Origin of the sequence: Hafnia alvei (assembly GCF_034424155.1) — a bacterium.
GTDB classification, from domain to species: Bacteria; Pseudomonadota; Gammaproteobacteria; order Enterobacterales; family Enterobacteriaceae; genus Hafnia; species Hafnia alvei.
Map to the genome: position 1 here is coordinate 1,806,682 of NZ_CP139992.1, position 26,047 is coordinate 1,832,728.

At 50.7% G+C, this 26,047-nt stretch carries 20 protein-coding genes; all 20 read left to right on the forward strand.

Features of this window, described 5'->3' with window-relative positions; genetic code table 11:
• The first annotated feature begins 414 nt into the window (after positions 1 to 414).
• The 20 genes from U0008_RS08440 to U0008_RS08535 all read left to right on the forward strand — a co-directional run bounded on the left by U0008_RS08440 (position 415) and on the right by U0008_RS08535 (position 25,973).
• Positions 415 to 1,950: a cobyric acid synthase gene (locus tag U0008_RS08440; RefSeq protein WP_043492620.1), complete on the forward strand. Its 1,536-nt coding sequence runs from the start codon at positions 415 to 417 to the stop codon at positions 1,948 to 1,950.
• A gap of 25 nt (positions 1,951 to 1,975) precedes the next feature.
• Complete coding sequence (gene cobS / locus U0008_RS08445; RefSeq protein WP_121626043.1) at positions 1,976 to 2,734, forward strand: adenosylcobinamide-GDP ribazoletransferase; 759 nt, start codon at positions 1,976 to 1,978, stop codon at positions 2,732 to 2,734.
• Between the two features lie 22 nt (positions 2,735 to 2,756).
• Positions 2,757 to 3,821 (forward strand): nicotinate-nucleotide--dimethylbenzimidazole phosphoribosyltransferase, encoded by a 1,065-nt coding sequence (gene cobT, locus U0008_RS08450; RefSeq protein WP_043492635.1) that lies wholly within the window; start codon positions 2,757 to 2,759, stop codon positions 3,819 to 3,821.
• Between the two features lie 32 nt (positions 3,822 to 3,853).
• Complete coding sequence (locus tag U0008_RS08455; protein WP_025802722.1) at positions 3,854 to 4,777, forward strand: LysR family transcriptional regulator; 924 nt, start codon at positions 3,854 to 3,856, stop codon at positions 4,775 to 4,777.
• A 161-nt stretch (positions 4,778 to 4,938) separates the two neighbouring features.
• Positions 4,939 to 6,585 (forward strand): fumarate hydratase, encoded by a 1,647-nt coding sequence (locus U0008_RS08460; protein WP_043492639.1) that lies wholly within the window; start codon positions 4,939 to 4,941, stop codon positions 6,583 to 6,585.
• Between the two features lie 16 nt (positions 6,586 to 6,601).
• Complete coding sequence (gene cobO, locus U0008_RS08465; protein ID WP_043492641.1) at positions 6,602 to 7,192, forward strand: cob(I)yrinic acid a,c-diamide adenosyltransferase; 591 nt, start codon at positions 6,602 to 6,604, stop codon at positions 7,190 to 7,192.
• Between the two features lie 564 nt (positions 7,193 to 7,756).
• Positions 7,757 to 8,401 (forward strand): hypothetical protein, encoded by a 645-nt coding sequence (locus tag U0008_RS08470; protein WP_043492645.1) that lies wholly within the window; start codon positions 7,757 to 7,759, stop codon positions 8,399 to 8,401.
• A gap of 969 nt (positions 8,402 to 9,370) precedes the next feature.
• Entirely contained in the window at positions 9,371 to 9,871 is a 501-nt protein-coding gene (tssB, locus tag U0008_RS08475) for a type VI secretion system contractile sheath small subunit (RefSeq protein WP_025802730.1), read from the forward strand.
• 25 nt (positions 9,872 to 9,896) lie between these two features.
• Positions 9,897 to 11,450: a type VI secretion system contractile sheath large subunit gene (gene tssC, locus U0008_RS08480; protein WP_038502127.1), complete on the forward strand. Its 1,554-nt coding sequence runs from the start codon at positions 9,897 to 9,899 to the stop codon at positions 11,448 to 11,450.
• Positions 11,451 to 11,468: 18 nt separating this feature from the next.
• A complete protein-coding gene (tssK, locus tag U0008_RS08485) occupies positions 11,469 to 12,818 on the forward strand; it encodes a type VI secretion system baseplate subunit TssK (protein WP_043492648.1) in 1,350 nt (449 codons plus the stop codon).
• Positions 12,815 to 13,474, forward strand: coding sequence for a type VI secretion system protein TssL, short form (gene tssL / locus U0008_RS08490; protein WP_040045958.1), 660 nt, complete (start codon positions 12,815 to 12,817; stop codon positions 13,472 to 13,474). The genes tssK and tssL overlap by 4 nt, the downstream gene beginning before the upstream one ends.
• A 12-nt stretch (positions 13,475 to 13,486) precedes the next feature.
• Complete coding sequence (locus U0008_RS08495; RefSeq protein WP_043492650.1) at positions 13,487 to 15,196, forward strand: OmpA family protein; 1,710 nt, start codon at positions 13,487 to 13,489, stop codon at positions 15,194 to 15,196.
• 87 nt (positions 15,197 to 15,283) lie between these two features.
• Positions 15,284 to 15,775 carry an Hcp family type VI secretion system effector gene (locus U0008_RS08500; protein ID WP_025802740.1) on the forward strand — a complete coding sequence of 164 codons (492 nt, stop codon included), beginning with the start codon at positions 15,284 to 15,286 and terminating at the stop codon, positions 15,773 to 15,775.
• Between the two features lie 207 nt (positions 15,776 to 15,982).
• Positions 15,983 to 18,718: a type VI secretion system ATPase TssH gene (gene tssH, locus U0008_RS08505; RefSeq protein ID WP_043492653.1), complete on the forward strand. Its 2,736-nt coding sequence runs from the start codon at positions 15,983 to 15,985 to the stop codon at positions 18,716 to 18,718.
• Positions 18,712 to 21,243, forward strand: a complete 2,532-nt coding sequence (locus tag U0008_RS08510; protein ID WP_043492655.1) for a type VI secretion system Vgr family protein — start codon at positions 18,712 to 18,714, stop codon at positions 21,241 to 21,243. The genes tssH and U0008_RS08510 overlap by 7 nt, the downstream gene beginning before the upstream one ends.
• Positions 21,236 to 23,371, forward strand: a complete 2,136-nt coding sequence (locus U0008_RS08515; protein WP_043492659.1) for a T6SS effector phospholipase Tle3 domain-containing protein — start codon at positions 21,236 to 21,238, stop codon at positions 23,369 to 23,371. Before U0008_RS08510 ends, U0008_RS08515 begins: the two co-directional genes overlap by 8 nt.
• 13 nt (positions 23,372 to 23,384) lie before the next feature.
• Complete coding sequence (locus tag U0008_RS08520; RefSeq protein ID WP_051874113.1) at positions 23,385 to 24,248, forward strand: T6SS immunity protein Tli3 family protein; 864 nt, start codon at positions 23,385 to 23,387, stop codon at positions 24,246 to 24,248.
• A complete protein-coding gene (locus U0008_RS08525; protein ID WP_043492661.1) occupies positions 24,248 to 24,463 on the forward strand; it encodes a hypothetical protein in 216 nt (71 codons plus the stop codon). The genes U0008_RS08520 and U0008_RS08525 overlap by 1 nt, the downstream gene beginning before the upstream one ends.
• Positions 24,460 to 25,119, forward strand: a complete 660-nt coding sequence (locus tag U0008_RS08530) for a T6SS immunity protein Tli3 family protein (protein ID WP_051874114.1) — start codon at positions 24,460 to 24,462, stop codon at positions 25,117 to 25,119. The genes U0008_RS08525 and U0008_RS08530 overlap by 4 nt, the downstream gene beginning before the upstream one ends.
• Positions 25,119 to 25,973, forward strand: coding sequence for a T6SS immunity protein Tli3 family protein (locus U0008_RS08535; RefSeq protein WP_051874115.1), 855 nt, complete (start codon positions 25,119 to 25,121; stop codon positions 25,971 to 25,973). Before U0008_RS08530 ends, U0008_RS08535 begins: the two co-directional genes overlap by 1 nt.
• The last annotated feature ends 74 nt before the right edge of the window (positions 25,974 to 26,047 follow it).

The window sequence follows — 26,047 nt, forward strand, 5'->3', positions numbered from 1 at the left end:
GTTTTATAAATTTGATTTTTTGTGTTGAATAATGAACTTTATTTATTAATAAGAAGCAGGTCACAAAAAAAACGAATTGCTATGTTTACCGATATGAAAGTGTGTATTTTAATTATCGAGCTTGCTAGTTGCGAAAATGTAAATAAATTCTGTCACTCAATAACTGCTTTTCAATAAATAGCGCTGTAATTTTTACGAGCGTGTGTAATTTATTTTTAAATTTATAGATTTTTTCATCTTTATTTGTATAGAAAATGCAACAAATGCTCTTCCGTAAAATAATAGTAAAGTCAGTCGATATTAACCGACGGACATAGAATTTATAAATTTAGCACGCATAAACCTCACGAGGTAAGTCATGCAAAAACGATCAGGAAATGATCGCGGCACTGCGGCACTGGGAGGAAAAGAGAAATGAGCCTTTCGCTGATGGTTCAAGGCACCGCCTCCGACGTAGGAAAAAGTGTTTTAGTCGCCGGATTTTGCCGTATTTTTATGCAGGATGGTTATCGCTGTAAGCCTTTCAAATCACAGAATATGGCGTTGAACTCAGGGATCACCGCGCAGGGCGATGAAATGGGGCGAGCACAGATTTTTCAGGCGCAGGCGGCGGGAGTTGCTCCCGATGTGCGTATGAATCCGGTGCTGCTTAAGCCAACGAGCGATCGCAAAGCGCAGGTTATTGTGATGGGAAAAGTGGCCTGCCATATGGATGCCGTGGAATATCACCATTATAAACCCCAGCTACAGCAGCAGATTAAAACCGTCTATCAACAGCTGGCGAGCGAATCGGACATCATGGTGCTGGAAGGTGCAGGCAGCCCGGCAGAAATTAATCTGCGCGATCGAGATATCGTGAATATGGGCATGGCCGAGGCCGCTGGTGCACCGGTATTGCTGGTGGCTGATATCGACCGCGGCGGGGTATTTGCTTCTATCTATGGCACCTTAGCGTTGCTCAAACCTGAGGAAAGGGCGCGTGTCATTGGCGTCATCATCAATAAATTTCGCGGTAATATCGCGCTGTTGCGCCCTGGACTCAAGCAAATTGAAACGCTGACTCAGGTTCCCGTTCTCGGCGTTTTGCCTTGGCTATCGCTGGATCTGGAGGATGAAGACGGCGTTGCGCTGCAGGTCGGAAAATACTCCTCCGCCAAAGAAGCCGATCTGGACGTGGTGGTGATTCAGTTTCCGCATATCGCCAACTTCACCGATTTTAATCCGCTCTCGGTGCAGCCGGATGTACGTCTGCGCTACGCCGTCGATCCACAGGAAATCATGGGCGCGGATCTGATTATTTTGCCGGGCAGTAAAAATACGCTCGGCGATCTGAGCTGGTTAAGATCGCGCAGGCTGGATCGCGCGATTAAAAAAGCCCACGGTTCAGGTACCGCAGTCATGGGGATCTGCGGTGGTTATCAAATGCTGGGTAATCAGATCTTCGATGAAGTGGAATCAGGCCTAAGCCATATGTGCGGATTAGGCTTGCTGGATGTGGATACCTGTTTTGAACCGAGTAAAAAAACCGCGCAGGTGGCGGGCGTTTCAAGCTCACACCTCAACGGCCTGCTGGCTCAGTGCTGCGATCAACCTCTGACGGGTTATGAGATCCATATGGGAGTTTCAACGCTGGGTGAAAATGCCCGCCCGTTTGCCCATATGCAGGTTAAGAATGGTCAGGCGGAAACGTGGCTCGACGGGGCGCTAAACCATGATGGCAGCGTAGCGGGCAGCTATTTGCATGGCCTATTTGATCAAAATCAGTTCACCCGATCATTGCTCAATCAGCTGCGGCAGAAAAAAGGCCTAGCACCGCTAGACGGTGAAAACTTCGATTACACGCGCCACAAAGAGACGCAGTTTGACGCGCTGGCATCCAACATGCGCGTGCATTTGGATATCGATCGTATCTACGCTTTGATGCGCCAGCATCAGGAACCACAACATTGAGGCGGGCTCGCGGGAGCAATATCCAATGACGCTGACGATGTTCTGGGCCACGGTGCAATTTATTACCCGCTTGCCGGTGCCAAGCCGCTGGGCCGAGGGGGCCGATTTTCAGCAATACGGGCGCGGCGTTCCTGCATTTCCCATCGTGGGGCTGATGGTGGGGATGCTGGCCGCTGGGGTTTCGCTGGCTATTAGCCAGTCAGGCGGGGGCATTTTTATTGGCGCGTTGGGCTACGTATTTGCGCTGACGTTGCTGACCGGCGGTTTTCATTTGGATGGATTAGCCGATACCTGCGATGGCATTTTCTCTGCCCGCCAGCGCGAGCGAATGCTGGAAATTATGCGGGACAGCCGCCTTGGCACCTACGGTGGTTTAGCGCTGATTTTCTGTGTGATAACCAAAACGCTGGCGGTGGTATCGCTTTCCCAGCTATCCCCGTGGGTATTATTCGGCTTTTTGAGCTGTGCCTGCGTGGCGGGGAGAACCGCGATGGTGCTGGTGATGTATGGGCAGCGCTATGCCCGCCAAGGCGACGGAATGGGCAACATCTATATCGGCAAAATATCACGTTTGCAGGCAGCAACCACGTTAGTCATCGGCTGTTTGCTGGTGGGAATACTGGGCGGTCGTCAGGCGCTGGCGGCGTTGGCTATCACATTCGTCGCTATTTACGCGCTGGCGGGTTACTTCCGGCATCACCTCGGCGGGCAAACCGGAGACACGCTGGGCGCGGCAGAAGAGATGGGCGAGCTGATTTTCCTTTTATCGCTACTTTGGGTATAGCACCACCTTAATGAGAAAAAGCATGAACACATTAGACTCTATTATTCAAAGGATCCGCCCCTTAGATCGGGAAAAAATGGCGCAGGCTGCGAGATATGTGGATGCGTTAGCCAAACCACCGGGAAGCCTCGGGCGCTTGGAACAGCTTGCGATTCAGCTGTCTGGCATGTCGGGGATTGCGGATTTAGCCAATCTGAACAAAGAAATTATCGTGATGTGTGCCGATCACGGCGTGTTTGATGAAGGGGTTGCCGTCACGCCTAAAAACGTCACGGCGATCCAGGCTCGAAACATGCAAAAAGGGCTCACCGGAGTATGCGCGCTGGCCAAAAACAGTAATACGCGCGTGCTGCCCGTTGATATTGGAATTGATGCAAACCCTATCGCCGACCTACGTTCGCTGAAGCTGGCGCGCGGCTGTGGAAACATCGCTCGTGGGCCAGCGATGAGCTATCAGCAGGCACAACAACTGTTGATTTCCAGCGCCAATCTAGTGCAAGAGCGCGTGGAGCAGGGGATTTCCATTTTTGGCGTTGGCGAGTTGGGTATTGCGAATACTACGCCAGCGTCGGCCATGATCAGCGTGCTGACCGACACCGATCCTCATGACGTCGTCGGTATCGGCGCGAACCTTCCTTTGGCGCGAGTGGCACATAAAGAAAGCGTTGTGCGGCGTGCCATCGAGGTTAATCAACCGAATGCAAATGATGCCGTTGACGTGCTGGCCAAAGTCGGTGGTTTTGATCTTGTTGGTATGACCGGCGCGATCCTCGGTGCCGCAGCCGTCGGAGTGCCAGTCGTGCTGGATGGCTTTCTCTCCTATGCGTCGGCGCTTGCCGCGTACCGTCTGGCGCCACAGGTGCGAGATTACTGCATTCCCTCTCATTTTTCGGCTGAAAAAGGGGCGGGGGTAGCGCTTTCGCATCTCGACCTTGTTCCGTATTTATATCTGGATCTGCGTTTGGGTGAAGGCAGCGGCGCCGCGATGGCGATGTCGGTGATTAGCGCGGCCTGCGCCATGTATTGCGATATGGGGCAGCAAACGAGCAGTGGTTTTAGTTTACCGCCGTCGCCGTTACGTAACTGATTTTTTAATTATGAATTAATGGGTGTATCAACATGCGCTGTAAAATTCCTAAGACCGATCTATTAGTGACGTTTGAAGCCGTGGCTCAATATGAAAGCTACACGCGTGCGGCGGAGAAATTAGCGTTAACGCAGAGTGCGGTATTTCGTCAAATAACCGCATTAGAAGAATTTCTCAACGTGTCTTTATTCCATCACGTGCGCAAGCGAATTTTTCTTAACGACGCCGGTCGTTATTATCTCGATCTCGTCAGAGATACGCTAGAGCAGATGGAGCGCGATACGCAAAGTATTATGTCCTATCAATCTACGCAACAGATTTTGGAATTAGCGGTCACGCCAACGTTTAGCACACATTGGCTTATTCCTAACCTGAGTGACTTTCATGAAAATAATCCTGAGATAGTGCTTAATTTAATTGCGCTAACCACACCCGCTGATTTTTTAAATCTGCGCTATGACGCCGTGATTATGCGCGAAGACTTCTGTAGCCCTTGGGCTGAGAATGAACATTTATTTGAAGAAGAGTTAGTTCCGGTGTGTAGCCGAATGCTGTGGCGCGACGATAAAGAGGTGATGCGCGCGGACCAGTTACTGGATGAATTCACGTTGTTACATCAGACTACACGGCTAGATTCATGGCACGATTGGTTTGCGTTATCCGGCGTGAGCAGCCCGCAGGTGCGCATGGGGCCACGCTTTGATCTGCTCTCTATGCTGATTTCCGCCGTGCGTTCCAATTTGGGCGTTGCGCTGCTGCCGCGCTTTGCAATTCATAAAGATCTTGAAAATGGCGATATGGTGATCCCGTGTGATTTACCTATGAGCACCGGTAACCACTTTATTTTAACCTATAAAGAAGGAAAGCGAGGGTTGCGTAGTTTGCAGAAGTTTAGCCATTGGGTGCATGAAAAATCGAATGACGAGGAATTAAAAAGAACAGGTATTCACAGTTAAGCATCATATGTTGAAAATTGAACAATTGATTTTTAAGTTAATAAAATAATAATTGGAATTGTTTTTATATTTTCAATTTTTAAATAATCTATCTTTTTGTTACGCCTCATGGCTAGCAAGATCCTCTTGCTACTATTTTTTCAATTTATTGAGTAAAAATAATGCATAAAAATGATTTTTTTTACCAAGAGATATTTCCTCTATCTGAAGATAAAACCGAGTATTACCTCCTTACCGATAAATACGTTTCTACTTTTACTATTGCTGGCAAGGAAGTGCTTAAAATAGAGCCTGAGGCGTTAACGCTGGTTTCCCAACAGGCGTTTCATGATGCGTCATTTTTCTTGCGTCCTGCGCATCAGCAGCAGGTAGCAGCCATTTTGCACGATCCACAGGCCAGTGAAAACGACAAATATGTGGCTTTACAGCTCCTGCGCAATTCTGAAATCTCAGCGAAGGGCATCTTGCCCAACTGCCAAGACACGGGCACATCAACGATTGTGGCCAAGAAGGGCCAGTATGTTTGGACCGATACTGACGACGTAGAAGCGCTATCACGCGGCATTTTTAATACCTTCCGCCAAGACAATTTGCGCTATTCACAAAATGCGGCGTTAGATATGTACAACGAAGTGAATACTGCGACCAACCTGCCCGGACAAATTGATATTTTTGCTACCACCGGCGCGCAGTATTCATTTTTGTTCGTGAATAAAGGCGGCGGCTCAGCCAACAAAGCCGCGCTGTATCAGGAAACCAAAGCGATTCTTGAGCCGGAAAAACTTAAAGCGTTTCTGATCGACAAAATGAAAAGTTTAGGCACGGCAGCCTGCCCGCCGTATCACATTGCCTTCGTGGTTGGAGGCTTATCGGCGGAACAAACCTTAAAAACCGCTAAGTTGGCCTCAACCAAATATTTCGATGCGCTGCCGGTGAGCGGCAATGAGTACGGTCAGGCATTTCGCGATACGCATTTAGAACAGAGCCTACTCGAGGCTTCACGTGAGTTTGGCTTAGGAGCGCAGTTTGGCGGCAAATATTTTGCGCACGATGTGCGGGTTATTCGCCTGCCGCGCCACGGTGGATCGTGTCCGATTGGCATGGCTATTTCGTGCTCGTCAGATCGCAATATCAAAGCCAAAATCAACAAGCAGGGGATCTGGCTGGAGAAATTAGAACGCCATCCTGAACGCTACATTCCACAGGCGATGCGCCAGCATCAAGAAGGGCAGGTCGTCGATATTGATCTTAACCGCCCGATGGTGGAGATCTTGCAAGAACTTTCGCGCTATCCGGTTTCGACGCGCGTGTCGCTCAACGGGCCGTTGATTGTGGCGCGTGACATTGTCCATGCCAAGCTTAAAGAACGCCTAGAGCAGGGCGAGTCGTTGCCACAATATATGAAAGATCATCCCGTGTATTATGCGGGACCCGCCAAAAAACCAGACGAATATGTTTCAGGCTCGATGGGGCCGACCACCGGTGGGCGCATGGATAGCTACGTTGAGCTGTTTCAATCCCACGGCGGAAGTTTAGTGATGCTCGCCAAAGGCAACCGTAGCCAGCAGGTAACTGACGCTTGCGCACAGCATGGGGGCTTTTATCTGGGCAGTATCGGCGGTTCGGCGGCCATACTGGCGCAGGAATATATTGAAAGCCTCGAGTGTCTTGAATATCCCGAACTGGGCATGGAAGCAGTATGGAAAATGAATGTCAAAAACTTCCCTGCGTTTATTTTAGTCGATGATAAAGGCCATTCATTTTTCGACCAAATTCAGATGAAGGCATGCGCAGGCTGTCAAAAATAGCCATAGGAGCATTGTCATGAGTGAAGAACGCTATCAACAGCGCCAACAGCAGCTCAAAGAGCGCGTAGAACAACGCGTTGCGGCAGCCACGAAACGCTGCGGGATCGTGATTGTATTTACCGGCAATGGCAAAGGTAAAACCTCTGCGGCTTTTGGTACGGCGGCACGGGCAATCGGTCACGGTATGAAGGTCGGCGTGGTGCAATTCATCAAAGGGGAGTGGGAGAGCGGCGAGCGCAATCTCCTCGAACGCGCTGGGGCTGAATTTCATATTATGGCCACCGGTTTTACCTGGGATACTCAAGATAAGCTGTCGGATACGCGGGCTGCGGTGACGGCGTGGGAACAGGGCAAGCGTATGCTGGCAGACCCTTCCTATGGGCTAGTTATCTTAGATGAACTGACCTATATGCTGACCTATGGCTATTTGGCGCTCGATGAGGTATTAACCGCGCTCGAAAATCGACCTGCTCAGCAAAATGTGGTGATCACGGGAAGAGCCTGTCACCGAGATATTATCGCGTTGGCAGATACGGTGAGTGAACTACGGCCGGTTAAACACGCCTTTGATAACGGCATTCAGGCACAGGCAGGCATTGATTGGTAATACGCATCGAAACGTAATAAAGCTTGCTTGCTACGTAACAAAGGCCATGCCGTGCTGTGTGGCCTTTTTCTCGCCAAAAAACAAATGATGAAATTTTCCCCGTTTTGCCTAAACAGTGACTATAGTCAATGTATGACACGGCAATAAAGCAAGTCATTGGTTTCCTATCACACTTTAAGACGGCTTGGCTTAGGCTTTGTTTATAGTTTTGTCCATCTCTAAGAACTTTCTAAATAGTATTAAATTTCGTTTTTTCTGGATGAAAAAAATAAATCCCTAACGGTTAGTGTTGTTAATGTTAAGCGATATATGCATGCAATTTATAAGGTTATTGATTTTCTAATTAAAAATCAATGATATGAGTTTTTATGATTGAAAGTAAAGATAGATTATGACGATCAATTGAGCGTTTTTGATTGGCTGTGATTGGTGTTGACGATCAATAGATCAGATTTGATCGAAATTGATTATCGAAATACCCATTGATAGAATGAGTGAATATTCTATCTTGTAAATGCGGTGTTGAGTGAATGCTTCGCTGAAGCACCCTGCTTGGGGGACATCATGGATGACATATTCTTATTCAGTCGCTCGCACATCATGCAGTTGGCTATTGCGAGCATCACAGGATGCCGTTCAGCAACACCTCGAACCAGCCCAAACTTCAAGTTTCAAAACCCCATACAAACTGCCGTAGCGGTGCTGATCATTCGGCCTAAGCTACTGGTGGTTGATACGGTGCTAACGTGCGCCGCTGATATCCAGTATTTATTGCAACGTCTGGCCGAAGAGAGCTATCGCAGCCGTATCGTTCTGATCGTTGACAATAAAAACACTCAAATGGCACGCCGCTACCCGCTAGATTTCCCTGAACTCAACATCGCGTGCATCGGTGACCTGCAAGCGCTCTCTGACACTATTCAGAGCACCTCGCAAGGGTATTTGGTGAATACGCTGTCCTCGCAAATTTATCTTGGCCTGCAAAAGCATATCTCCAATAAATTTGCGGCGTTATTGATGGACTGGGATGCTGCGTGCTCGCAGGCGAAGCGCAAGGGTAACGACTACAAAAATATTTTAAACAGACGCTCTTATCTCAAGAAGAAACTGGGACTCAAGAACAAAACTGAGATTGATCTTCTAATTGGTATGCTAAAACAGCCAAATCGTACCAACGACGCCACTTCTCCCCTGCGTCAGAGCGTTTAGACAGTCGCCACCGCGCCCCCGTATAACGCACCCGTACAAATTACAACCACCTGAGATATCAGCCTCGCCTACCGCGGGGCTATTTTTATGCCTCAACGCTTATTTTGCCTGTTTTTTGATCTGTATTTTATCCCGCGACTTGATGCATTTTATTTACTTTAAAGCTAAATGTGCCAAACCCAATGATAAAACCACCGCATGGACCTGAATATAGTGAAAGGTTATATAAATGACTTATCGGAAATTCATGTAATTAATATATACGTCAGCCATAAGTTGAGAATCATCGCGTGAGAAAAACATCTTGGATTATCTGTGATGAACGCAAGAAAACTCCTATTTTTAAACGTATCGTAAATGGATGATGATTATTTATTTGAATTCAACTCGTGGCGATAAATCATCCGGTTTATATGGACATATTGGTTATCTTTATCGGGTTAATGCAAGGTTATTAACGTCTTTTGTGCTATTGAGTTGATGCGATTCATTGAGTTTTTATATTTTAATAGCAAAGTTCCTAGTGTTGTCCGATAGTCATTTATTTGCTCATTCCATAGAGGAAATATCTTATTTTTGAATTCTAATAAATGACTAGGATTAAGCCCGCACTGAGGTGCCTTAAACCCTTGCGGTACAAGGGGTATTGGTTTTTATCGTAAGAAATATCTTACATTTCAATTAGATGATCTATGTCACAAAACGATCTTTTCGTTACATCCTGTAACAGTTAAACGTTTCTTAATAGAAGTAAAAACTTCTTAAACTCAGTCACGAGTATTTTGCTTACTCACCTTTCCTTATTAATTAAATATGTACTAGAAATGCTAAATATCGCCAATCGATGAACGTTTTGACTACGCCGTTTATTCGCAATTAATCCACCTGTTCACGGTGACTTAATTTAAGGCAGGGAATGTTTGTCACGACTGGCAGTTATCCTTAATTTTCAGTTGTAAGGGACAGTAAATGGCTTCATCAAGTTTCCAAAATGAAGTACCCAAGGCTCGCGTCAATATCAAATTGGATTTACATACCGGTGGAGCACAGAAGAAAGTTGAACTGCCGCTGAAATTACTGGTAATGGGCGACTACAGCAACGGTAAAGAACAACGTCCACTTTCCGAACGCAGCAAAATCGATATTAATAAAAATAACTTCAATAGCGTATTGGGTGAATTCCAGCCAAGTATAAAAATGGCAGTGCCAGATACCTTGGCCGGTGATGGTACGGATACTGCGGTATCTCTGACTTTCAACGATATGAAAGATTTCGAACCTGAACAGGTAGCTCGCCAGATCCCTCAGCTACGTGCTCTGCTCGCCATGCGTAACCTACTACGCGATCTCAAATCAAACCTGCTCGACAACGCAACGTTCCGCCGTGAACTCGAAAATATTCTCAAAGACGACGCTTTGAGCGATGAACTGCGCGCGGAATTGGCGGCATTAGCGCCACAAGACTGTTAATCACCGGGTTGGATAAGAGAAGGAAATGCTGATGTCTGTACAGGAAAAAAATGCGCAGGGTAATGCTACCGCTGTGCTTGAAAATGAAGCGCCTATCATGCAGGGCGTTTATGCATCGCTGTTTGAAAAAATTAATCTCAGCCCAGTTTCATCGCTGACCGGCATTGAAATCTTCCAAAATAACGAAGGACTGGCAGAAACCTCCGCCGACGAGCGTGTTACCGCCGCCGTGAGCGTGTTTTTGGATCTGCTGAAGCAGTCGGCGCAAAAAGTCGAAAAACTGGATAAAACCTTGCTAGATGGCCACATTGCCGCATTGGATGCTCAGATTAGCAGCCAGTTAGATGCCGTGATGCACCATCCTGATTTCCAGCGCGTGGAATCCACGTGGCGCGGCGTTAAGTCACTGATTGACCAAACTGATTTCCGCCAAAACGTCCGCATTGAGCTGCTGGACGTGAGCAAAGATCATCTGGCTCAGGATTTTGAAGACGCGCCAGAAATTGCCCAAAGCGGCCTGTATTCCCATACCTACATTCAAGAATACGACACCCCAGGCGGTGAGCCTATTGCAGCCACTATTTCCAACTATGAGTTTGGCCGTGGCCCGCAGGATATCGCTTTGCTGCGCAATATCTCCAAAGTGGCTGCTGCCGCGCATATGCCGTTCATTGGTTCTGTTGGGCCAGCGTTCTTTGGCAAAGACACTATGGAAGAAGTGGCTGCTATCAAAGATATCGGCAACTACTTTGACCGTGCAGAGTACCTGAAGTGGAAATCTTTCCGTGAGAGCGACGATGCACGCTACATCGGTTTAACCATGCCGCGCGTATTAGGCCGCTTGCCATATGGTCCAGACACCATCCCAGTGCGTAGTTTTAACTACGTGGAAGAGGTGAAGGGGCCAGATCACGAGAAATACCTGTGGACCAACGCCTCGTTTGCGTTCGCCGCCAACATGGTGAAAAGCTTCATCAACAACGGTTGGTGTGTGCAAATTCGTGGCCCACAGGCTGGTGGTGCCGTTACCGATCTGCCGATCCATCTCTACGATTTGGGCACCGGTAACCAGGTGAAAATCCCGTCTGAAGTGATGATCCCTGAAACCCGCGAGTTTGAATTCGCTAACTTGGGCTTCATCCCGCTGTCGTACTACAAAAACCGCGACTACGCGTGCTTCTTCTCGGCGAACTCCACCCAGAAACCGGCGCTGTATGAAACCCACGACGCCACGGCGAACAGCCGCATCAACGCCCGTCTGCCGTACATCTTCTTGTTATCGCGTATTGCGCATTATCTGAAACTGATCCAGCGCGAAAATATCGGCACCACCAAAGACCGCCGTTTGCTGGAGCTGGAGCTAAATAACTGGATCCGTGGGCTGGTCACAGAAATGACCGATCCGGCTGATGACTTACAGGCGTCACATCCGCTGCGCGATGCCAAAGTGACCGTTGAAGACATCGAAGATAACCCTGGTTTCTTCCGCGTGAAGCTGTTTGCGGTTCCGCATTTCCAAGTTGAAGGAATGGATGTGAACCTGTCTCTGGTTTCGCAGATGCCGAAAGCCAAAGCCTAATCGGAACCGAGCGCAAAGATGAAAATTGACCGTCCGTTATGGGCTGCTGGGACATTGTTGTCTCCGCAGCAGTTCCAACAGCAGGCGCGCTGGGAGGCATACACCAATGAGTGTATTGCTCATCTGGCGCTGGTTCACCCTTGGGGGATCTTAGCTGCTGAGTTTGACAAGGACGCATTACGGCTGGGCAAACTGAAAGCGGATCGCATTAGCGTCCGCTTTCAGGACGGTACGTTGCTCGACAGTGAGCGGGCAGATCTGTTGCCACCTGCGCTGGATTTAGCGCAGGTGTTACCTGCCGATGCACAAAGCGCCACGCTGTTGCTGGCGCTGCCGTTGGAACATGCCAATGGCGGTAACTGCCTACCGATGGATGCCAAAGCCGATCGTCCCATTCGCTATCGTCAGGATTGGGCATCAGTGCAGGACATTTTTGGTAACGATACCGAGTCCATGGCGGTGGCGCGTTATGCGCTTACGCTGCGTCTAGACGGTGATGAAAACGGTGATTACCTAACGTGTCCCGCCGTGCGCTTAGTGCGCGACGTGCAGGGTGTTTGGGGCGTCGATCCGCAGTTCGTTCCGCCGTTGCTTCAGTTCGGTGCGCACGCCGCGCTGGTCAGCTATTTGGATCGTTTATTGACCCAGTTGCATGCCAAACGCACGCGCCTGATGGGGATGCGTCGTGAAAGCAACCAGCGGATGGCCGATTTTGCCGTTGCCGATGTGTCGCTGTTTTGGCTGCTGAATGCGCTGAACAGCTATCAACCGGTGCTGAATGATTTCCTCACCCATCCCGCGTTGCATCCCGAGCTGGTTTATCGCGAATTGGTGAAGCTGGCCGGTGCGTTGCTCACTTTTTCGTTAGAGCACGATATGGATGCCATTCCAGCTTATGACCACGCGCGTTTAAGCTCGGTATTTCCGCCGTTGTTCAGCCTGATTAGCACATTGTTAGAAGCCAGTTTGCCGTCACGCGTGATCGCCCTCGAACTGGAAAAGGTTCGTCCAAACCAGTGGCAGGCCGCATTAAACGACGCTCGCCTGCGCGAAGAGGCGGATTTCTATCTTTCGGTTCGCTCTGCGTTACCGGCTCATCTGCTGCAAACCCAGTTCCCACTGTTGTGCAAAGTGGGCGCGCCGGATGACGTCAATAATTTGATCAACGTTGCCCTCAACGGTGTTCCGCTGATTCCACTCAGCCATGTCCCTGCCGCCATTCCGCTACGTCTGGAAAATCAGTATTTCGCTTTGGATCTCAAACATCCAACGGCGACGGCGATGTTGGCCTCTGGCGTGTGTGCGTTTTACGTTCCGGGAACCTTATCGGATGTGCAACTTGAACTGTATGCGGTGCTGAGAGCATGAGTAAAAAGAGTGTGATTGATATCGACGATCTGCTGCAAGACACGTGGCTGCTGGTGGTCCAACTGCGTCAAGGGGTTCCGGTCGAGCATGGCCAAACCCTTTGGCAGCACTGCACGAAAAATATCGAACGTACTGAACAGACTTTGAAAGAAGCGGGCATGCATCAGAGTGCTATCGATCATATTCGTTACGCCCAGTGTGCTTTGCTGGATGAAACGGTGTTAGGGCGTCCCCAAGACGATGGCTACTCTGCCTGGCACGCGATGCCGTTGCAGGCCCACTTCTTTCAAACCTTACAGGCCGGTGAGCTGCTTTATCAACGCATGCGCGAAGTGCTGCGTGAGCCCGCGCCAAACATGGCCGTGCTGACCTGTTTTCACCGTGTGCTGATGCTGGGATTTCGCGGCGTCTATGGCGAAAACGATACGCCGGAGCGCCAACAGCTGGTGGCTGAACTTAGCCAGCGCGTAGCGCCGTTGGACGTTGATCAAAGCGCACCGCTGCTGGTGAACGCCGCGGCTTCGCGGCGTTATCGCTGGCTGCATTCGCGTTGGGTTCATGTTGTTGCTGCGGTAGTGATTCTGGCCGGTGTTTGGTGGGGCTTTCACAGCTATCTCACGACGCTGGTTACCACGCTGCTACCCGCCAAGCCATAAAGGGACGATGACATGAGTACCACCTACAAGCGCGCCCTATGGGCATGGGGCGGATTGCTCACGCTGTTACTGTGTCTGGTTTGGTTGCCGCTGACGCTGTTGGGGCAAATTATCGCCATCGTGGTGGTCTTGCTGGTGGTGGTTATCGGTTGGCGGCGCGCAGGGCGTGTGAATGCCCATGTGATGGAGGCCACCGCTGATTTACCGCCTGAGCATTTCCGTCATCCGGTGGTGGTGGTGTGCGGCGACGGCGTTGATGCGCTGTTTGGCCTCGCCAACGTAAGAGAAACGCCGCAGGGCTGTTATCTGCGCTTACCGCCAGAGCTTCGCTTGGTGGATTTTGTTGATTCTATGCTGGCGCAGCGCGCCGGTTGGAGTGAGCAAATCAGCATCTTGCGGGTGATTAACCCACAGCAGCAAAGCGATGCCGCCGTGCTCGCGGGGCAAATGCGTGAGTTCTGTTATCAGGTATCACGCGTCAGCAAGCTGTGTGGCCGAGACACGCCGGTGCTGTTCACCAGCTATTTGGCGATCGCCAACACGCATCAGCCCGATGAACTGTGGTTTGAGTGGCTGGCAGGGCAGGCGGAAAGCAGCATTGGCATTGGCCGTTCGGCCCCGCGCGCGCTGGCTGACTGGCTTGCGGCGAATCGTAGCGATGAAGGTGACGCGCTGCGCGCTGAACGCTTCCAGTGTGCGGTCACGGTCAAAAGCTGGCGTGAATGGATGGCTGAATTTGTGTTGCCGCACTGTCAGCGTCAGGAACATTCGGCTCCGGCCTGTCGACCGGTGGCGATTGCGCTATCGCCGGTCGCGGCGCTGCCAGCATCGGCGGGTAATCACTCGCTGTGGCAGCAGTGGTTGGCAAGTAAAACCACGCTCGGCGATGGCGCGAAGGGCGAAATGACCCACGCTGAATCGAGCGCTGTGCTGGCTTTCCCCGATCGCTTACTCCGCCTGTTGCCTCAGCAGTCGGGGTTTACTCCGCTGCGCCGGACGCAGGCATGGGGCATTGGGCTATTTACGCTGGCAGCGATTGCGGCCTTAGGCAGCTCCGCGTGGCATAACCGCCAGCTTTTGCGGCAGGTAAGTGACGATATCCAGCGCTACAACGCGATTCGCATGACCGACTACGTAGCGAAAAAACACGCGGTTGACGTGCTGAACCAAGACGAAGTGCTGTTGGATAACAACTATCGGCAGGGCGTCCCGCTGCGCATGGGATTAGGGTTGTATCCGGGTGAGCGCTTGCGCCAGCCGTTATTGGCGACGATTGCGACCTATCTGCCACCGCCGCCGGAAAAGGTACAGGAAAAAGCCAAGGTGGTGATCCCCAAAGCGGTGCGCTTAGACAGCCTGTCGCTGTTTGATACCAACAGCGCGAAGCTAAAAGCGGGTTCCACCAAGGTGTTGGTCAGTGCGCTAGTCGACATCAAAGCGCAGCCGGGCTGGCTGATTGTAATCGCCGGACATACCGATTCCACCGGCAATCCGCAGCGCAATGTCACGCTCTCCCAAGCACGCGCCGAAGCGGTACGCGATTGGATGCGCAGCATGGGGGATATTCCGATGACCTGTTTCGCGGTGCAGGGCTATGGCGCAAGCCAGCCCATCGCCAGCAATGAAACCGACGTTGGCCGAGCGGCCAATCGACGGGTAGATATTCGTCTGGTGCCAGAGGCGGGAGCCTGCAAGCTGCCCGCCAAGGCATCAGATTTTTAACCAGCCGCCAGTGTGGCGGCTTACAACAGCGTACTTATCAGTACCCCAAGTGCCGATAAGTACCTCCCCAGTAACAAGGAGTTTTACATGGCAATTCCAGCATATCTGTGGCTGAAAGACGACGGCGGCGCAGACATTAAAGGTTCAGTAGACGTACAAAAACGTGAAGGCAGCATCGAAATGGTCGCGCTGGAACACTCTCTGTACATCCCTACCGACAACAACACCGGCAAACTGACCGGTACTCGTATCCATACTCCTCTGGTATTCACCAAAGAAGTGGACGCATCTAGCCCTTATCTCTACAAAGCCGTGACTTCTGGCCAGACCCTGAAGTCTGCCGAAATCAAATGGTACAAGATCGATGACGCGGGTCAAGAAGTGGAATACTTCAACACCAAGCTCGAAAACGTCAAAGTCGTGAAAGTCGCGCCAAAAATGTGGGATATCAAAGACCCATCGAAAGAAAAACACAACCATCTGGAAGAGATTGAGTTCCGTTACGAGAAGATCACTTGGACCTTCAAAGACGGCAACATCATTCATTCTGACTCTTGGAATGAGCGCGCTTCAGCGTAATACCTCAGGCAGGCGAGAAATCGTCTGCCTTTTCGTTTTTCTGCTCAGCGCCAAAACAGCTTCGTTCGGACGCTGAGCACAACAACGAACGGATTTAAAACAATTTAATTTGATGACCTTATGGGCCTTGGCTTCCAAGTATGGAAAACGGCTATGGGCGGTAGCGTGCCTAATAAGGCAATGGGCATAAACGGGAGAGAGAATGTAATGGGAAATAATTCAGCAAGCTTACTGCGTCGGTTAAATCCATATTGTGCTCAGGCGCTTGCCGCCGCCGCCACCTTATGCCAAACCCGCGCCCATGCGGAAATCACGGTAGAACACTGGCTGCTCAAGCTGTTAGAGCAGGGAGAAGGTGACATTACGGTGATCGCTCGCCGCTACGAATGGGACATGGACGGCCTATGGCAGGGGTTGCTGAATCATTTAGAAAGTCTTCCGCATACCATTCAGGGAAAACCTCAGCTCTCCGACAAGCTCCAACAGCTGATCAAAAATGCGTGGCTAGATGCATCGTTGCAGGAAAACACCGACGCCGTGCGTTCCTCTCATCTGCTCGCCGCGCTGATTAATAAGCCTAATTTACTGGCGACGGACGCCGTTTGGCCGCTGCTGAGTATCAGCACCACGCAGCTTTCCCGTTTGCTACCGCTGTTAGATGCCCAGTCGGAAGAACGCCCTGAGCTGCAAACTGGGTTGCAACACCCGCAACATCATTCTGAACATTATCCTGAACGGCAGCCGACGCCGAATGCCGAATCGGCCTCGGGTCAACCCAACGCCAGCGGCGTTTCGCCGATGCAGGAAGCGCATTTGGCGGTGCTCAATAAGTTCACCCTCGACGTCACCGAAAAAGCGCGTTCGGGCGGTATCGACCCGGTATTTGGGCGCGATATGGAAATTCGCCAGATGGTCGATATTCTTTCCCGCCGCCGCAAAAATAACCCGATTCTGGTGGGCGAACCCGGCGTGGGTAAAACCGCGCTGGTGGAAGGCTTAGCGCTACGTATTGCCGAAGGCAATGTGCCAGACAGTTTAAAAACCGTAAGCGTACGCACGTTGGATCTCGGTCTGCTACAAGCGGGCGCAGGCGTGAAAGGTGAATTCGAACAACGGCTGAAAAACGTCATTGAAGCGGTACAGCAAGCGCCCGAACCGGTGCTGTTGTTCATTGACGAAGCGCACACCATTATCGGCGCGGGCAATCAGGCCGGTGGCGCAGATGCCGCTAACCTGCTGAAACCGGCGCTGGCTCGCGGTGAACTGCGCACCATTGCGGCCACCACGTGGTCTGAATACAAACAGTATTTCGAACGCGACGCCGCGCTAGAACGCCGTTTCCAGATGGTCAAAGTGGACGAGCCCGACGATGAGATGGCGTGCCTGATGCTGCGTGGTTTGAAAGAGCGGTACGCCACCCATCACGGCGTGCATATTCAAGACGCGGCGGTGAAAGCGGCGGTCACGCTGTCGCGCCGTTATATCACCGGACGACAACTGCCGGACAAAGGCGTCGACTTACTGGATACCGCCAGCGCCCGCGTGCGTATGAGCTTGGATACCGTGCCTGAACAGCTCACCCAGATTAACGCCCAATTAGCGTCGCTGGAGATGGAAAAACTGGCTATCGAGCAAGACTTAGTGCTCAGCAGCGGCGCCGACAGTGAACGACTTGGCACGATTGAAAAACTGAGCGACGAATTGCTCAGCCAACAGGCACAGCTCGACGCCCAATATCAGCAAGAGCGCGAGCTTACCCAAACGCTGTTGGAGGTGCGTCAAGACCTCAGCCGCCAGTCCGAACGCGCCGCTATTCAACAGCAGCTGAGCGAGATTCAGGGCAATCAGCCGCTGCTTTCTCTCGACGTTGACGTGCGCACCGTGGCGAACGTGATCGCCGACTGGACGGGCGTGCCGTTGGGTAGCTTGTTGAAAGATGAACAAACCAGCCTGTTACAGCTGGAAGATCAGCTGGGCGAACGCGTCATTGGCCAACCGGCCGCACTAGGCGCGCTGGCGCAGCGGTTACGCGCCGCAAAAACCGGTTTAACCTCGGAGAACGGCCCGCTCGGCGTATTCCTGCTGGTTGGCCCGAGCGGCGTGGGTAAAACCGAGAGCGCATTGGCGCTGGCCGATGACCTGTTCGGCGGCGAAAAATCGCTGATCACGATTAATATGTCCGAGTATCAAGAGGCGCACACCGTTTCCCAGCTTAAGGGCTCACCTCCGGGCTACGTGGGTTATGGTCAGGGCGGGATTTTGACCGAAGCGGTGCGCAAGCGACCATACAGCGTGGTGCTGCTCGACGAGGTTGAGAAGGCGCATCGCGACGTTTTAAACCTGTTCTATCAGGTATTCGACCGTGGCTTTATGCGCGACGGCGAAGGGCGCGAGATCGACTTCCGCAACACCGTGATTTTAATGACCGCCAACTTGGGCAGCGATGAGCTGATGGCGCTGTTAGAACAACAGCCAGAGGCATCAGACGGCATGCTGCAAGAGCTGCTGCGCCCGATCCTGCGCGATCATTTCCAACCGGCCTTACTGGCCCGTTTCCAGACTTTGATTTATCGCCCGCTAGACGCCGTGGCGCTCCGCCGCATTGTGGCCATCAAATTAGGACAGGTGGCAAAACGTCTTCAGCGTCATTACGGACTGACTTGCCACATCGAAGAAAGCCTGATGGACACGCTGGTCGAGGCCTGCCTGCTGCCGGATACCGGCGCGCGCAACATCGACAGCCTGCTTAACCAGCAGATCTTACCGGTGCTTTCTCAGCAGCTATTACAGCGTTTAGCGCAGCAGCGAAAACCGAACAGCCTGACATTGGGTTACAACGACGAAGACGGCATTACGCTGGATTTTGGTGACGAAGAGAGCGGTGACGAAAAAAACGCTGAATCAGACGGCGAGATAACCGCCGAAGCGAGGGTGACATGTTAAATACTGCGGCTCAACTGATGTTCGACCACAGCCACCATGTGCTGAAGGTCTGGGACAACACGGCTCCGCTGGACGTGTTGGCGTTCACTGGCGAAGAGCATCTTAGCCAGCCTTATCACTACACCATTGAATTCACCAGCTCGGCCAAAGACATCCAGCCCGCGCAGATGCTGATGCAGGACGCCACGTTCACCCTGAACGCCACACCGAATGCGCTGGCCTCTTTAGGTGCCGCGTTGTCGATGACGCCGCCGGTTATGCAGGCGCTGCGCACGGTGCACGGGGTGATCCAGCGCTTCAAGCGCCTGTCTACTTCACGCGATGAAAGCCGCTATGAAGTCACCTTGGTTCCGCGCTTGGCGCTGCTGGCGAAAAGCCATCAGCACGCGATTTACCAAAACCTCTCGGTGCCGGAGATCGTGGAAAAGATCCTGCGCGATCGCCACGGTTTCAAAGGGCAAGATTTTCTGTTCACGCTGGCGCACACCTATCCAAAACGTGAACTGGTGATGCAGTACGGCGAAAACGATCTGCAATTTATCAGCCGCCTGCTGGCAGAAATTGGTATCTGGTTCCGCTTTACCGCTGACCCTAAACTCAATATCGACGTCGTGGAATTCTATGACGATCAACAGCATTACCAATTTGGCACCAGCCTGCCGCTGCGTAATCCGTCGGGCATGAATGACGTCGGCGTTGAATCGGTGTGGGGCTTAACCAGCGCTCATCAGGTGGTCGAAAACCGCGTCACCACCCGAGACTACAACTATCGCCAAGCCCAATCGTGGATGGACGGCGACGTTGACGTCACCCGTGGTGACAAAACCACCTACGGTGAAGCCTATCACTACGCGGATAATTATCTGGCGGCGGGCGACAAAAACAGCCCACAGTCTGAGTCAGAGAGCGGTGCGTTCTATGCGCGCCTGCGTCATGAACGCTATCTGAATCAACAAACCCTGCTGCACGGTTTCACCACCTCGGCGGCGTTGTCGCCGGGGCAAGAACTCAAAGTGGATGGCGATGCGCCCGAGGCGTTCCGCCAAGGTGCGGTGATCGTGGCTATCAGCAGCAAAGCGCGCCGCGACCAAAGCTACGAAGTTGAATTCACCGCCATCCCGTATTCTGAAAACGTCTGTTTCCGCCCAGAACCTAGCGCCAAGCCGGTGATGGCGGGCACCATTCCGGCTCGCGTCACCAGCACCGTGGTGAATGACACCTACAGCCACATCGATAAAGATGGCCGCTACCGCGTGTCGTTTGATTTTGACCGCGACGAATGGCAGGCCGGATGCGAAAGTCTATGGGTACGCCAAGCGCGCCCGTATGCCGGTGACACCTATGGCCTTCACGCACCGCTGCTGGCGGGCACCGAAGTGGCGATTGCGTTCGAAGAGGGCAACCCCGACCGACCGTACATCGCCTACGCGCTGCACGACTCCAAACACGGCGACCACGTCACGCTGCAAAACTACAAACGCAACGTGCTACGCACCCCCGCCAACAACAAACTGCGCCTCGACGACGAACGTGGCAAAGAGCACATCAAACTCAGCACCGAATACGGCGGCAAAACCCAGCTCAACCTCGGCCATTTGGTCGACAGCCAAAAACAGCAACGCGGCGAAGGCTTCGAACTACGCACCGACGACTGGGGCGCGATAAGGGCGGGCAAGGGGATTCATCTCACGACCGACCCCCAGCCTCAGGCGCAGAAAAAGCAGCTCGATCTGGATGCCACCATTAAGCAGCTAAAGCAGGCGCTGGACGTCGCTGAAACCCTCAAGCGCACCGCCGAGTTTTCTCAGGCCTCGCCTATCGATAATTTGGCACAGCAACAGCTAGCTCAGGCGATCTCGGGCGAAACCAAAGCAGGTATTTCAATGTATGGCGATGAGGGTATCGCTATCGTTACGCCGCGTTCGGCTCAGGTTTCGGCGGCAGACAACGTGGTTGTCACTGCGCAGGAAAACGTGGGTATTAGCGCTATTCAGTCCCTATCGATGAGCGTGGGCAAAATGATCTCGCTGTTCGCGCATAAGTTAGGCATCAAGATTATTGCAGCCGAAGGGAAGGTTCAGGTGCAGGCGCAGAACGGTGAGATGGAGATGACATCGACCAACAATTTACAGATCACCAGCACGCAGGGAAAAGTGGTGATTAACGCACAGCAGGAGCTGCTACTGACCTGCGGCGGTGCCGGTATTCGCATCAAAGATGGCGTAATAGAAGAGATTGCGCCGAATAAGATCTTACAAAAGTCACCGATTCTCTCTTACATGGGCGGCGATAGTGTGAAAGCGACGATGCCAAGTTTCCCGAAAGGCGAGTTTGTACGTCAGGTGCGGTTGCACGTGGCGGGAAATCCGCAGCAGGCGCTAGGCAACAGAAAATTCCGTTTAACTTTTCCCGATGGGTCGATGCAGGAAGGGATAACCGATGCCAATGGCCAATCTGAATTATTGCAGATGAGCGCGTTGGATAACGTTCAGATCGCCGTATTACCGGAGCAGCATAATGACTAAACCAGCAAACAATACCCATCATAATGAATCGAGTCAGGTAAAGTTTAGCGGCGTGCCAACCGACAGCGGTGAAATGGTGAATGTGCAATGTGCCGTACAACCGCCCATGCCGTGTATGACGATTGTGATCCATGGCGTTAATGACAATGGATTAGCCTACCGAAATATTGATAACGGTATCTGCAAAGGGCTGAATACTCGCTTAGGCCGCACCGATTTAACCCCGCACCAGTGGGGCGTAGAAGCGTCTGATACCGATGATAAAATCAATCTGGCAGCAGAAAGCTGCGCAATTCAATCCCCAGGGCGTTCGCCCATTATTCCTTTTTATTGGGGCTATCGGCCGGTTGATTACGATAAATATCACGCCGATCAAGTGGAATATAAGCAAGCGCTTCACGAAAAGGGCGATCAGGCTGATTTGCCCTATGATGCCTATGTGCGCCCCGATGCCGCCAATCAGCCAGATAAAAGCATCGGCGAGCGAGATAACTACGATAACCCGCTGAAGAAAAGTAAAATCAAAGGCGGCGGCCCATTCCCTAACGCCACGAACAATATTCCAGATATGTATGGGCCAGGGAGCAAAAGCCTAGGTAACTGGGTAGGGATGATGCAAACCCAATTCGGGGATGATTACAGCAGCTTTATCCATGAAAACCCGCACCGAATTTACTACGTACATGCGGCGCAGCGGTTGGCTGACTTGATTCTTCAGATTAGACGCCATGATCTATATAAGGACGACACGATTAATATTATTGCCCACAGTCAGGGCACCATCATTACTATGCTGGCGCAGTTTATGGTAGCTGAACAGGGAAAAAAACCTGCAGATTGCATAATTTTAAATAACTCGCCCTACGGCGTGGAAGACACCTTCGTTGAACGCTTGCAAAGAGAAAGAGGCTGGGGCAGCGTTCAGGGAATACAAAGTAAACAGGGCCGCGAGCAAACGCTGATTAACTTTGTTCAATTAATGGAAGAGGAAAAAGGGCGCGTATACAGTGAACAAGAGCTGATCGAAAAAGGCGTATTAGTACTTAAAGAGGGGAAAAGCCCTTGGCAAAGCTATAGCTATCCACAAGATAACTTCGGGCATGTTTACAACTATTTCTGCCCTTATGACAACGTGGTGTCATTGAGCAACGTACAGGGCTTTGGTTGGCAGGGGATAGACGATACGCTGCTGGGCAGACTCGGTGACAACTTCTTCCAACGGGTGTTTTCTAAAGACTATGTGGCGGGCGATGAGCCGAAAAGCTTTGATCTGAAGTCTGATATAACCATCCGTAATACAAACACAATTTCGCCGACCGGTTTCAGCGTACCTCCCTCCATGGGGCACACGGCGTCGATACCTATTGTGAATGTTAACTTTGGTCATCGCGTTCGCACTGTTAATGCGCCCAAAGTTCCCGAGCCTGTACGCTTTGAGTTGGAAGACCTTATTCCCATGGGGAAAGAGGGCGAGCGGATGTCCATCCAAGAGTATATGAAAAATGGCCCTTACGTGCAGGGGCTCTACCCTTGTCCGCCGACCTTGATTAACGCCAGCAATCTTTCACGAAATTTGACACCGGATGAACTACAGCAGCTTTCCGCACAGCATCCAGAGGTGGAATTTGCTTCTGCCCGTTATCTAATCGACATGTATAGCGGAAGGAAAACCGTTCTAGCATTGCGATATAACACCGAGGCTGAAGCGCGCGCGGCGCTGGATACAAAGCCAAAAAATAAGCAACAAGAGTATCTGACCGAAAGCAAGCAGCACTCGGCGATTATGAATAACCCACAGGTGCCGGAAAAAATTATGGCCTATGACTTAGCGGTTGGAATGTGCGCCTGTTTTGCGGATAAAGATTTTTGGCATAAATTGCTTTATCGAGCTGATTGGAAAAATCGTCAGAGTGAAAATCTTGATGCGGTTAATTATTATCAGACGGGGTTTTTGCCTGAACTTATAAAGCCAGCGATGAATAAACCATATAAATTTATGCCTAAGGGAGTCGTTAACGATTATCTGGCGGTGGTGTATCAGCCGGGATACCATTCCCAATACACAACCAAAAATCAAGGTTTGCAGTGGCCAATGCCAGATCCCGATCTCTCAAAACCCAAAGTATAAGGAACACTAGGCTATGGAAAGTATTTTGGCTTCATTGTATTTATGGCTGGTTCCGCTGTGGAGCGCGTTGGTACTGTTTATTATCGGCGGCATGATGCTGTGGAAAGGAAACAGATGGCGTTACTGGGGGGCTCTTTCGCTGTTATTAGGCGCGATAGCGTTAATACCGTTGCCGATATTTACCGCACAAAAAACGGTGCCGACGGGGGAAAAACCGCAGCAGGTGATTTACCGTTTCGACGATCACCGTTATCTGGTGTTAATCGGTTATAACTGTGAGGGAGCACTGTGGTTTGTTGATAATAAAAAAAATATTAAAACGGAGATAATTGACAGTTTCTTCCGGCTTTCTTCTTTCAAATATATACACCCATCAACACAGTATATTGCTGTTCCATTTAGAGATCTTTCCGCTATTTTGGTTTCTAAGGACGGTGGGCGCTCTTTTATCCTAAATCAAATGGCCCACTTTACTCCAGGGGGGGGGGTAAATCACAGCGATAGACCTGTACGTGAAGACGTCGTATCATTTACAGTTGTCGACGATCGTGGCTATTTTTTAACGAAGCAAGGTTATATATACCTCAGTTCGGCTCCATTTGGGGAATATTGGGGACGTAATTACACGTCAATACAGGCATTGGATGGCTGGTCAACCGAAGGCCACGAAGATAATTATCGTAATTTCCCACGCAGCATTCCAGAGGTGAAAAACTATACCGGCTGGGATCATATGAAGTGCAATTGGAATGAAGCCCCACCGATTAAACCAAACCCAATGTATCAATTTCAGCAGGCGGTGCTGAAATGGGAAAGTTACACCTTGGGCGCACCGATCTATTTTGGTTTGAAAGCCTTTATGCGTGAGCAAGGTTAATGATGCAGAGCGAAATCGCGGCATTTTATCTATGGCTGGTCCCGCTGTGGAGCGCATTAATACTGTTTATTGTTGGCGGCGTGATGCTGTGGAAAGGAAAACGTTGGCGTAACTGGGGGGCCCTTCCGCTGTTATTAGGCGCGGTAGCGTTAATACCGCTGCCGATATTTACCGCACAAAAATCGGTGCCGACGGGGGAAAACCGCAGCAGGTGATTTACCGTTTCGATGATCACCGTTATCTGGTGTTAATCGGTTATAACTGTGAGGGCGCACTGTGGTTTGTTGATAATAAAAAAAATATTAAAACGGAGATAATTGACAGCTTCTTCCGGCTTTCTTCTTTCAAATATATACACCCTTCAACACAGTATATTGCTGTTCCATTTAGAGATCTTTCCGCTATTTTGGTTTCTAAGGACGGTGGGCGCTCTTTTATCCTTAATCAAATGGCTCATTTTAGCCCGGGGGGGGGGGCTATAAAGTACAGCGGTAGACCAAAGAAAGAAGACTTCGTGTCATTTACAGTAGTGGACGATCGTGGCTACTTTATGACTAAACAAGGGGATTTATATTTAAGCTCAGCGCCGTTTGGTGAACGCTGGGGCTTAGACTATACCTCCTTAAATTCCTTGATCTATCGCTGGAAGATTTTTGCCGATTGGGATAATTTCCAGAACCCACCTCATCAGGTGCCAGAGGTGAAAAACTACACCGGCTGGGATCATATGAAGTGCAATTGGGATGAAGCCCCACCGATTAAACCAAACCCAATGTATCAATTTCAGCAGGCGGTGCTGAAATGGGAAAATTATACCTTGGGCGCACCAATCTATTTTGGTTTGAAAGCCTTTATGCGTGAGCAAGGTTAATGATGCAGAGCGAAATCGCGGCATTTTATCTATGGCTGGTTCCGCTGTGGAGCGCGTTGGTACTGTTTATTATCGGCGGCGTGATGCTGTGGAAAGGAAAACGTTGGCGTTACTGGGGGGCTCTTCCGCTGTTATTAGGCGCGATAGCGTTAATACCGCTGCCGATCTTTACCGCACAAAAAACGGTGCCGACGGGGGAAAAACCGCAGCAGGTGATTTATCGTTTCGACGACCACCGTTATCTGGTGTTAATCGGTTATAACTGTGAGGGAGCTCTGTGGTTTGTTGATAATAAAAAAAATATTAAAACGGAGATAATTGACAGCTTCTTCCGGCTTTCCTCTTTCAAATATATACACCCTTCAACACAGTATATTGCTGTGCCATTTAGAGATCTTTCCGCTATTTTGGTTTCTAAGGACGGTGGGCGCTCATTTATCCTTAATCAAATGGCTCGCTTTAGCCCTGGAGGGGGGGCAATAAAATACAGCGATAAACCAAAGAAAGAAGACTTCGTGTCATTTACGGTAGTGGACGATCGAGGCTACTTTATGACTAAACAAGGGGATTTATATTTAAGCTCAGCGCCTTTTGGTGAACGCTGGGGCTTAGACTATACCTCCTTAAATTCCTTGATCTATCGCTGGAAGATTTTTGCCGATTGGGATAATTTCCAGAACCCGCCTCATCAGGTGCCAGAGGTGAAAAACTACACCGGCTGGGATCATATGAAGTGCAATTGGAATGAAGCCCCACCGATTAAACCGAACCCAATGTATCAATTTCAGCAGGCGGTGCTGAAATGGGAAAGCTATACCTTGGGCGCACCGATCTATTTTGGTTTGAAAGCTTAATTCAAAGATTAAATTTTATTATTATAAAAATAATAACTGTATGTTTTCTCTTGTCGGGAATGCCGCAGATAGCG

Coding starts and splice junctions, on each gene's coding strand:
- tssB (WP_025802730.1), top strand. CDS start 9,371: ATGGCTTCATCAAGTTTCCAAAATGAAGTACCCAAGGCTCGCGTCAAT.
- cobS (WP_121626043.1), top strand. CDS start 1,976: ATGACGCTGACGATGTTCTGGGCCACGGTGCAATTTATTACCCGCTTG.
- tssH (WP_043492653.1), top strand. CDS start 15,983: ATGGGAAATAATTCAGCAAGCTTACTGCGTCGGTTAAATCCATATTGT.
- U0008_RS08470 (WP_043492645.1), top strand. CDS start 7,757: ATGGATGACATATTCTTATTCAGTCGCTCGCACATCATGCAGTTGGCT.
- U0008_RS08440 (WP_043492620.1), top strand. CDS start 415: ATGAGCCTTTCGCTGATGGTTCAAGGCACCGCCTCCGACGTAGGAAAA.
- U0008_RS08525 (WP_043492661.1), top strand. CDS start 24,248: ATGATGCAGAGCGAAATCGCGGCATTTTATCTATGGCTGGTCCCGCTG.
- U0008_RS08520 (WP_051874113.1), top strand. CDS start 23,385: ATGGAAAGTATTTTGGCTTCATTGTATTTATGGCTGGTTCCGCTGTGG.
- cobO (WP_043492641.1), top strand. CDS start 6,602: ATGAGTGAAGAACGCTATCAACAGCGCCAACAGCAGCTCAAAGAGCGC.
- U0008_RS08515 (WP_043492659.1), top strand. CDS start 21,236: ATGACTAAACCAGCAAACAATACCCATCATAATGAATCGAGTCAGGTA.
- U0008_RS08455 (WP_025802722.1), top strand. CDS start 3,854: ATGCGCTGTAAAATTCCTAAGACCGATCTATTAGTGACGTTTGAAGCC.
- cobT (WP_043492635.1), top strand. CDS start 2,757: ATGAACACATTAGACTCTATTATTCAAAGGATCCGCCCCTTAGATCGG.
- U0008_RS08500 (WP_025802740.1), top strand. CDS start 15,284: ATGGCAATTCCAGCATATCTGTGGCTGAAAGACGACGGCGGCGCAGAC.
- U0008_RS08495 (WP_043492650.1), top strand. CDS start 13,487: ATGAGTACCACCTACAAGCGCGCCCTATGGGCATGGGGCGGATTGCTC.
- U0008_RS08535 (WP_051874115.1), top strand. CDS start 25,119: ATGATGCAGAGCGAAATCGCGGCATTTTATCTATGGCTGGTTCCGCTG.
- tssL (WP_040045958.1), top strand. CDS start 12,815: ATGAGTAAAAAGAGTGTGATTGATATCGACGATCTGCTGCAAGACACG.
- U0008_RS08460 (WP_043492639.1), top strand. CDS start 4,939: ATGCATAAAAATGATTTTTTTTACCAAGAGATATTTCCTCTATCTGAA.
- tssC (WP_038502127.1), top strand. CDS start 9,897: ATGCTGATGTCTGTACAGGAAAAAAATGCGCAGGGTAATGCTACCGCT.
- tssK (WP_043492648.1), top strand. CDS start 11,469: ATGAAAATTGACCGTCCGTTATGGGCTGCTGGGACATTGTTGTCTCCG.
- U0008_RS08510 (WP_043492655.1), top strand. CDS start 18,712: ATGTTAAATACTGCGGCTCAACTGATGTTCGACCACAGCCACCATGTG.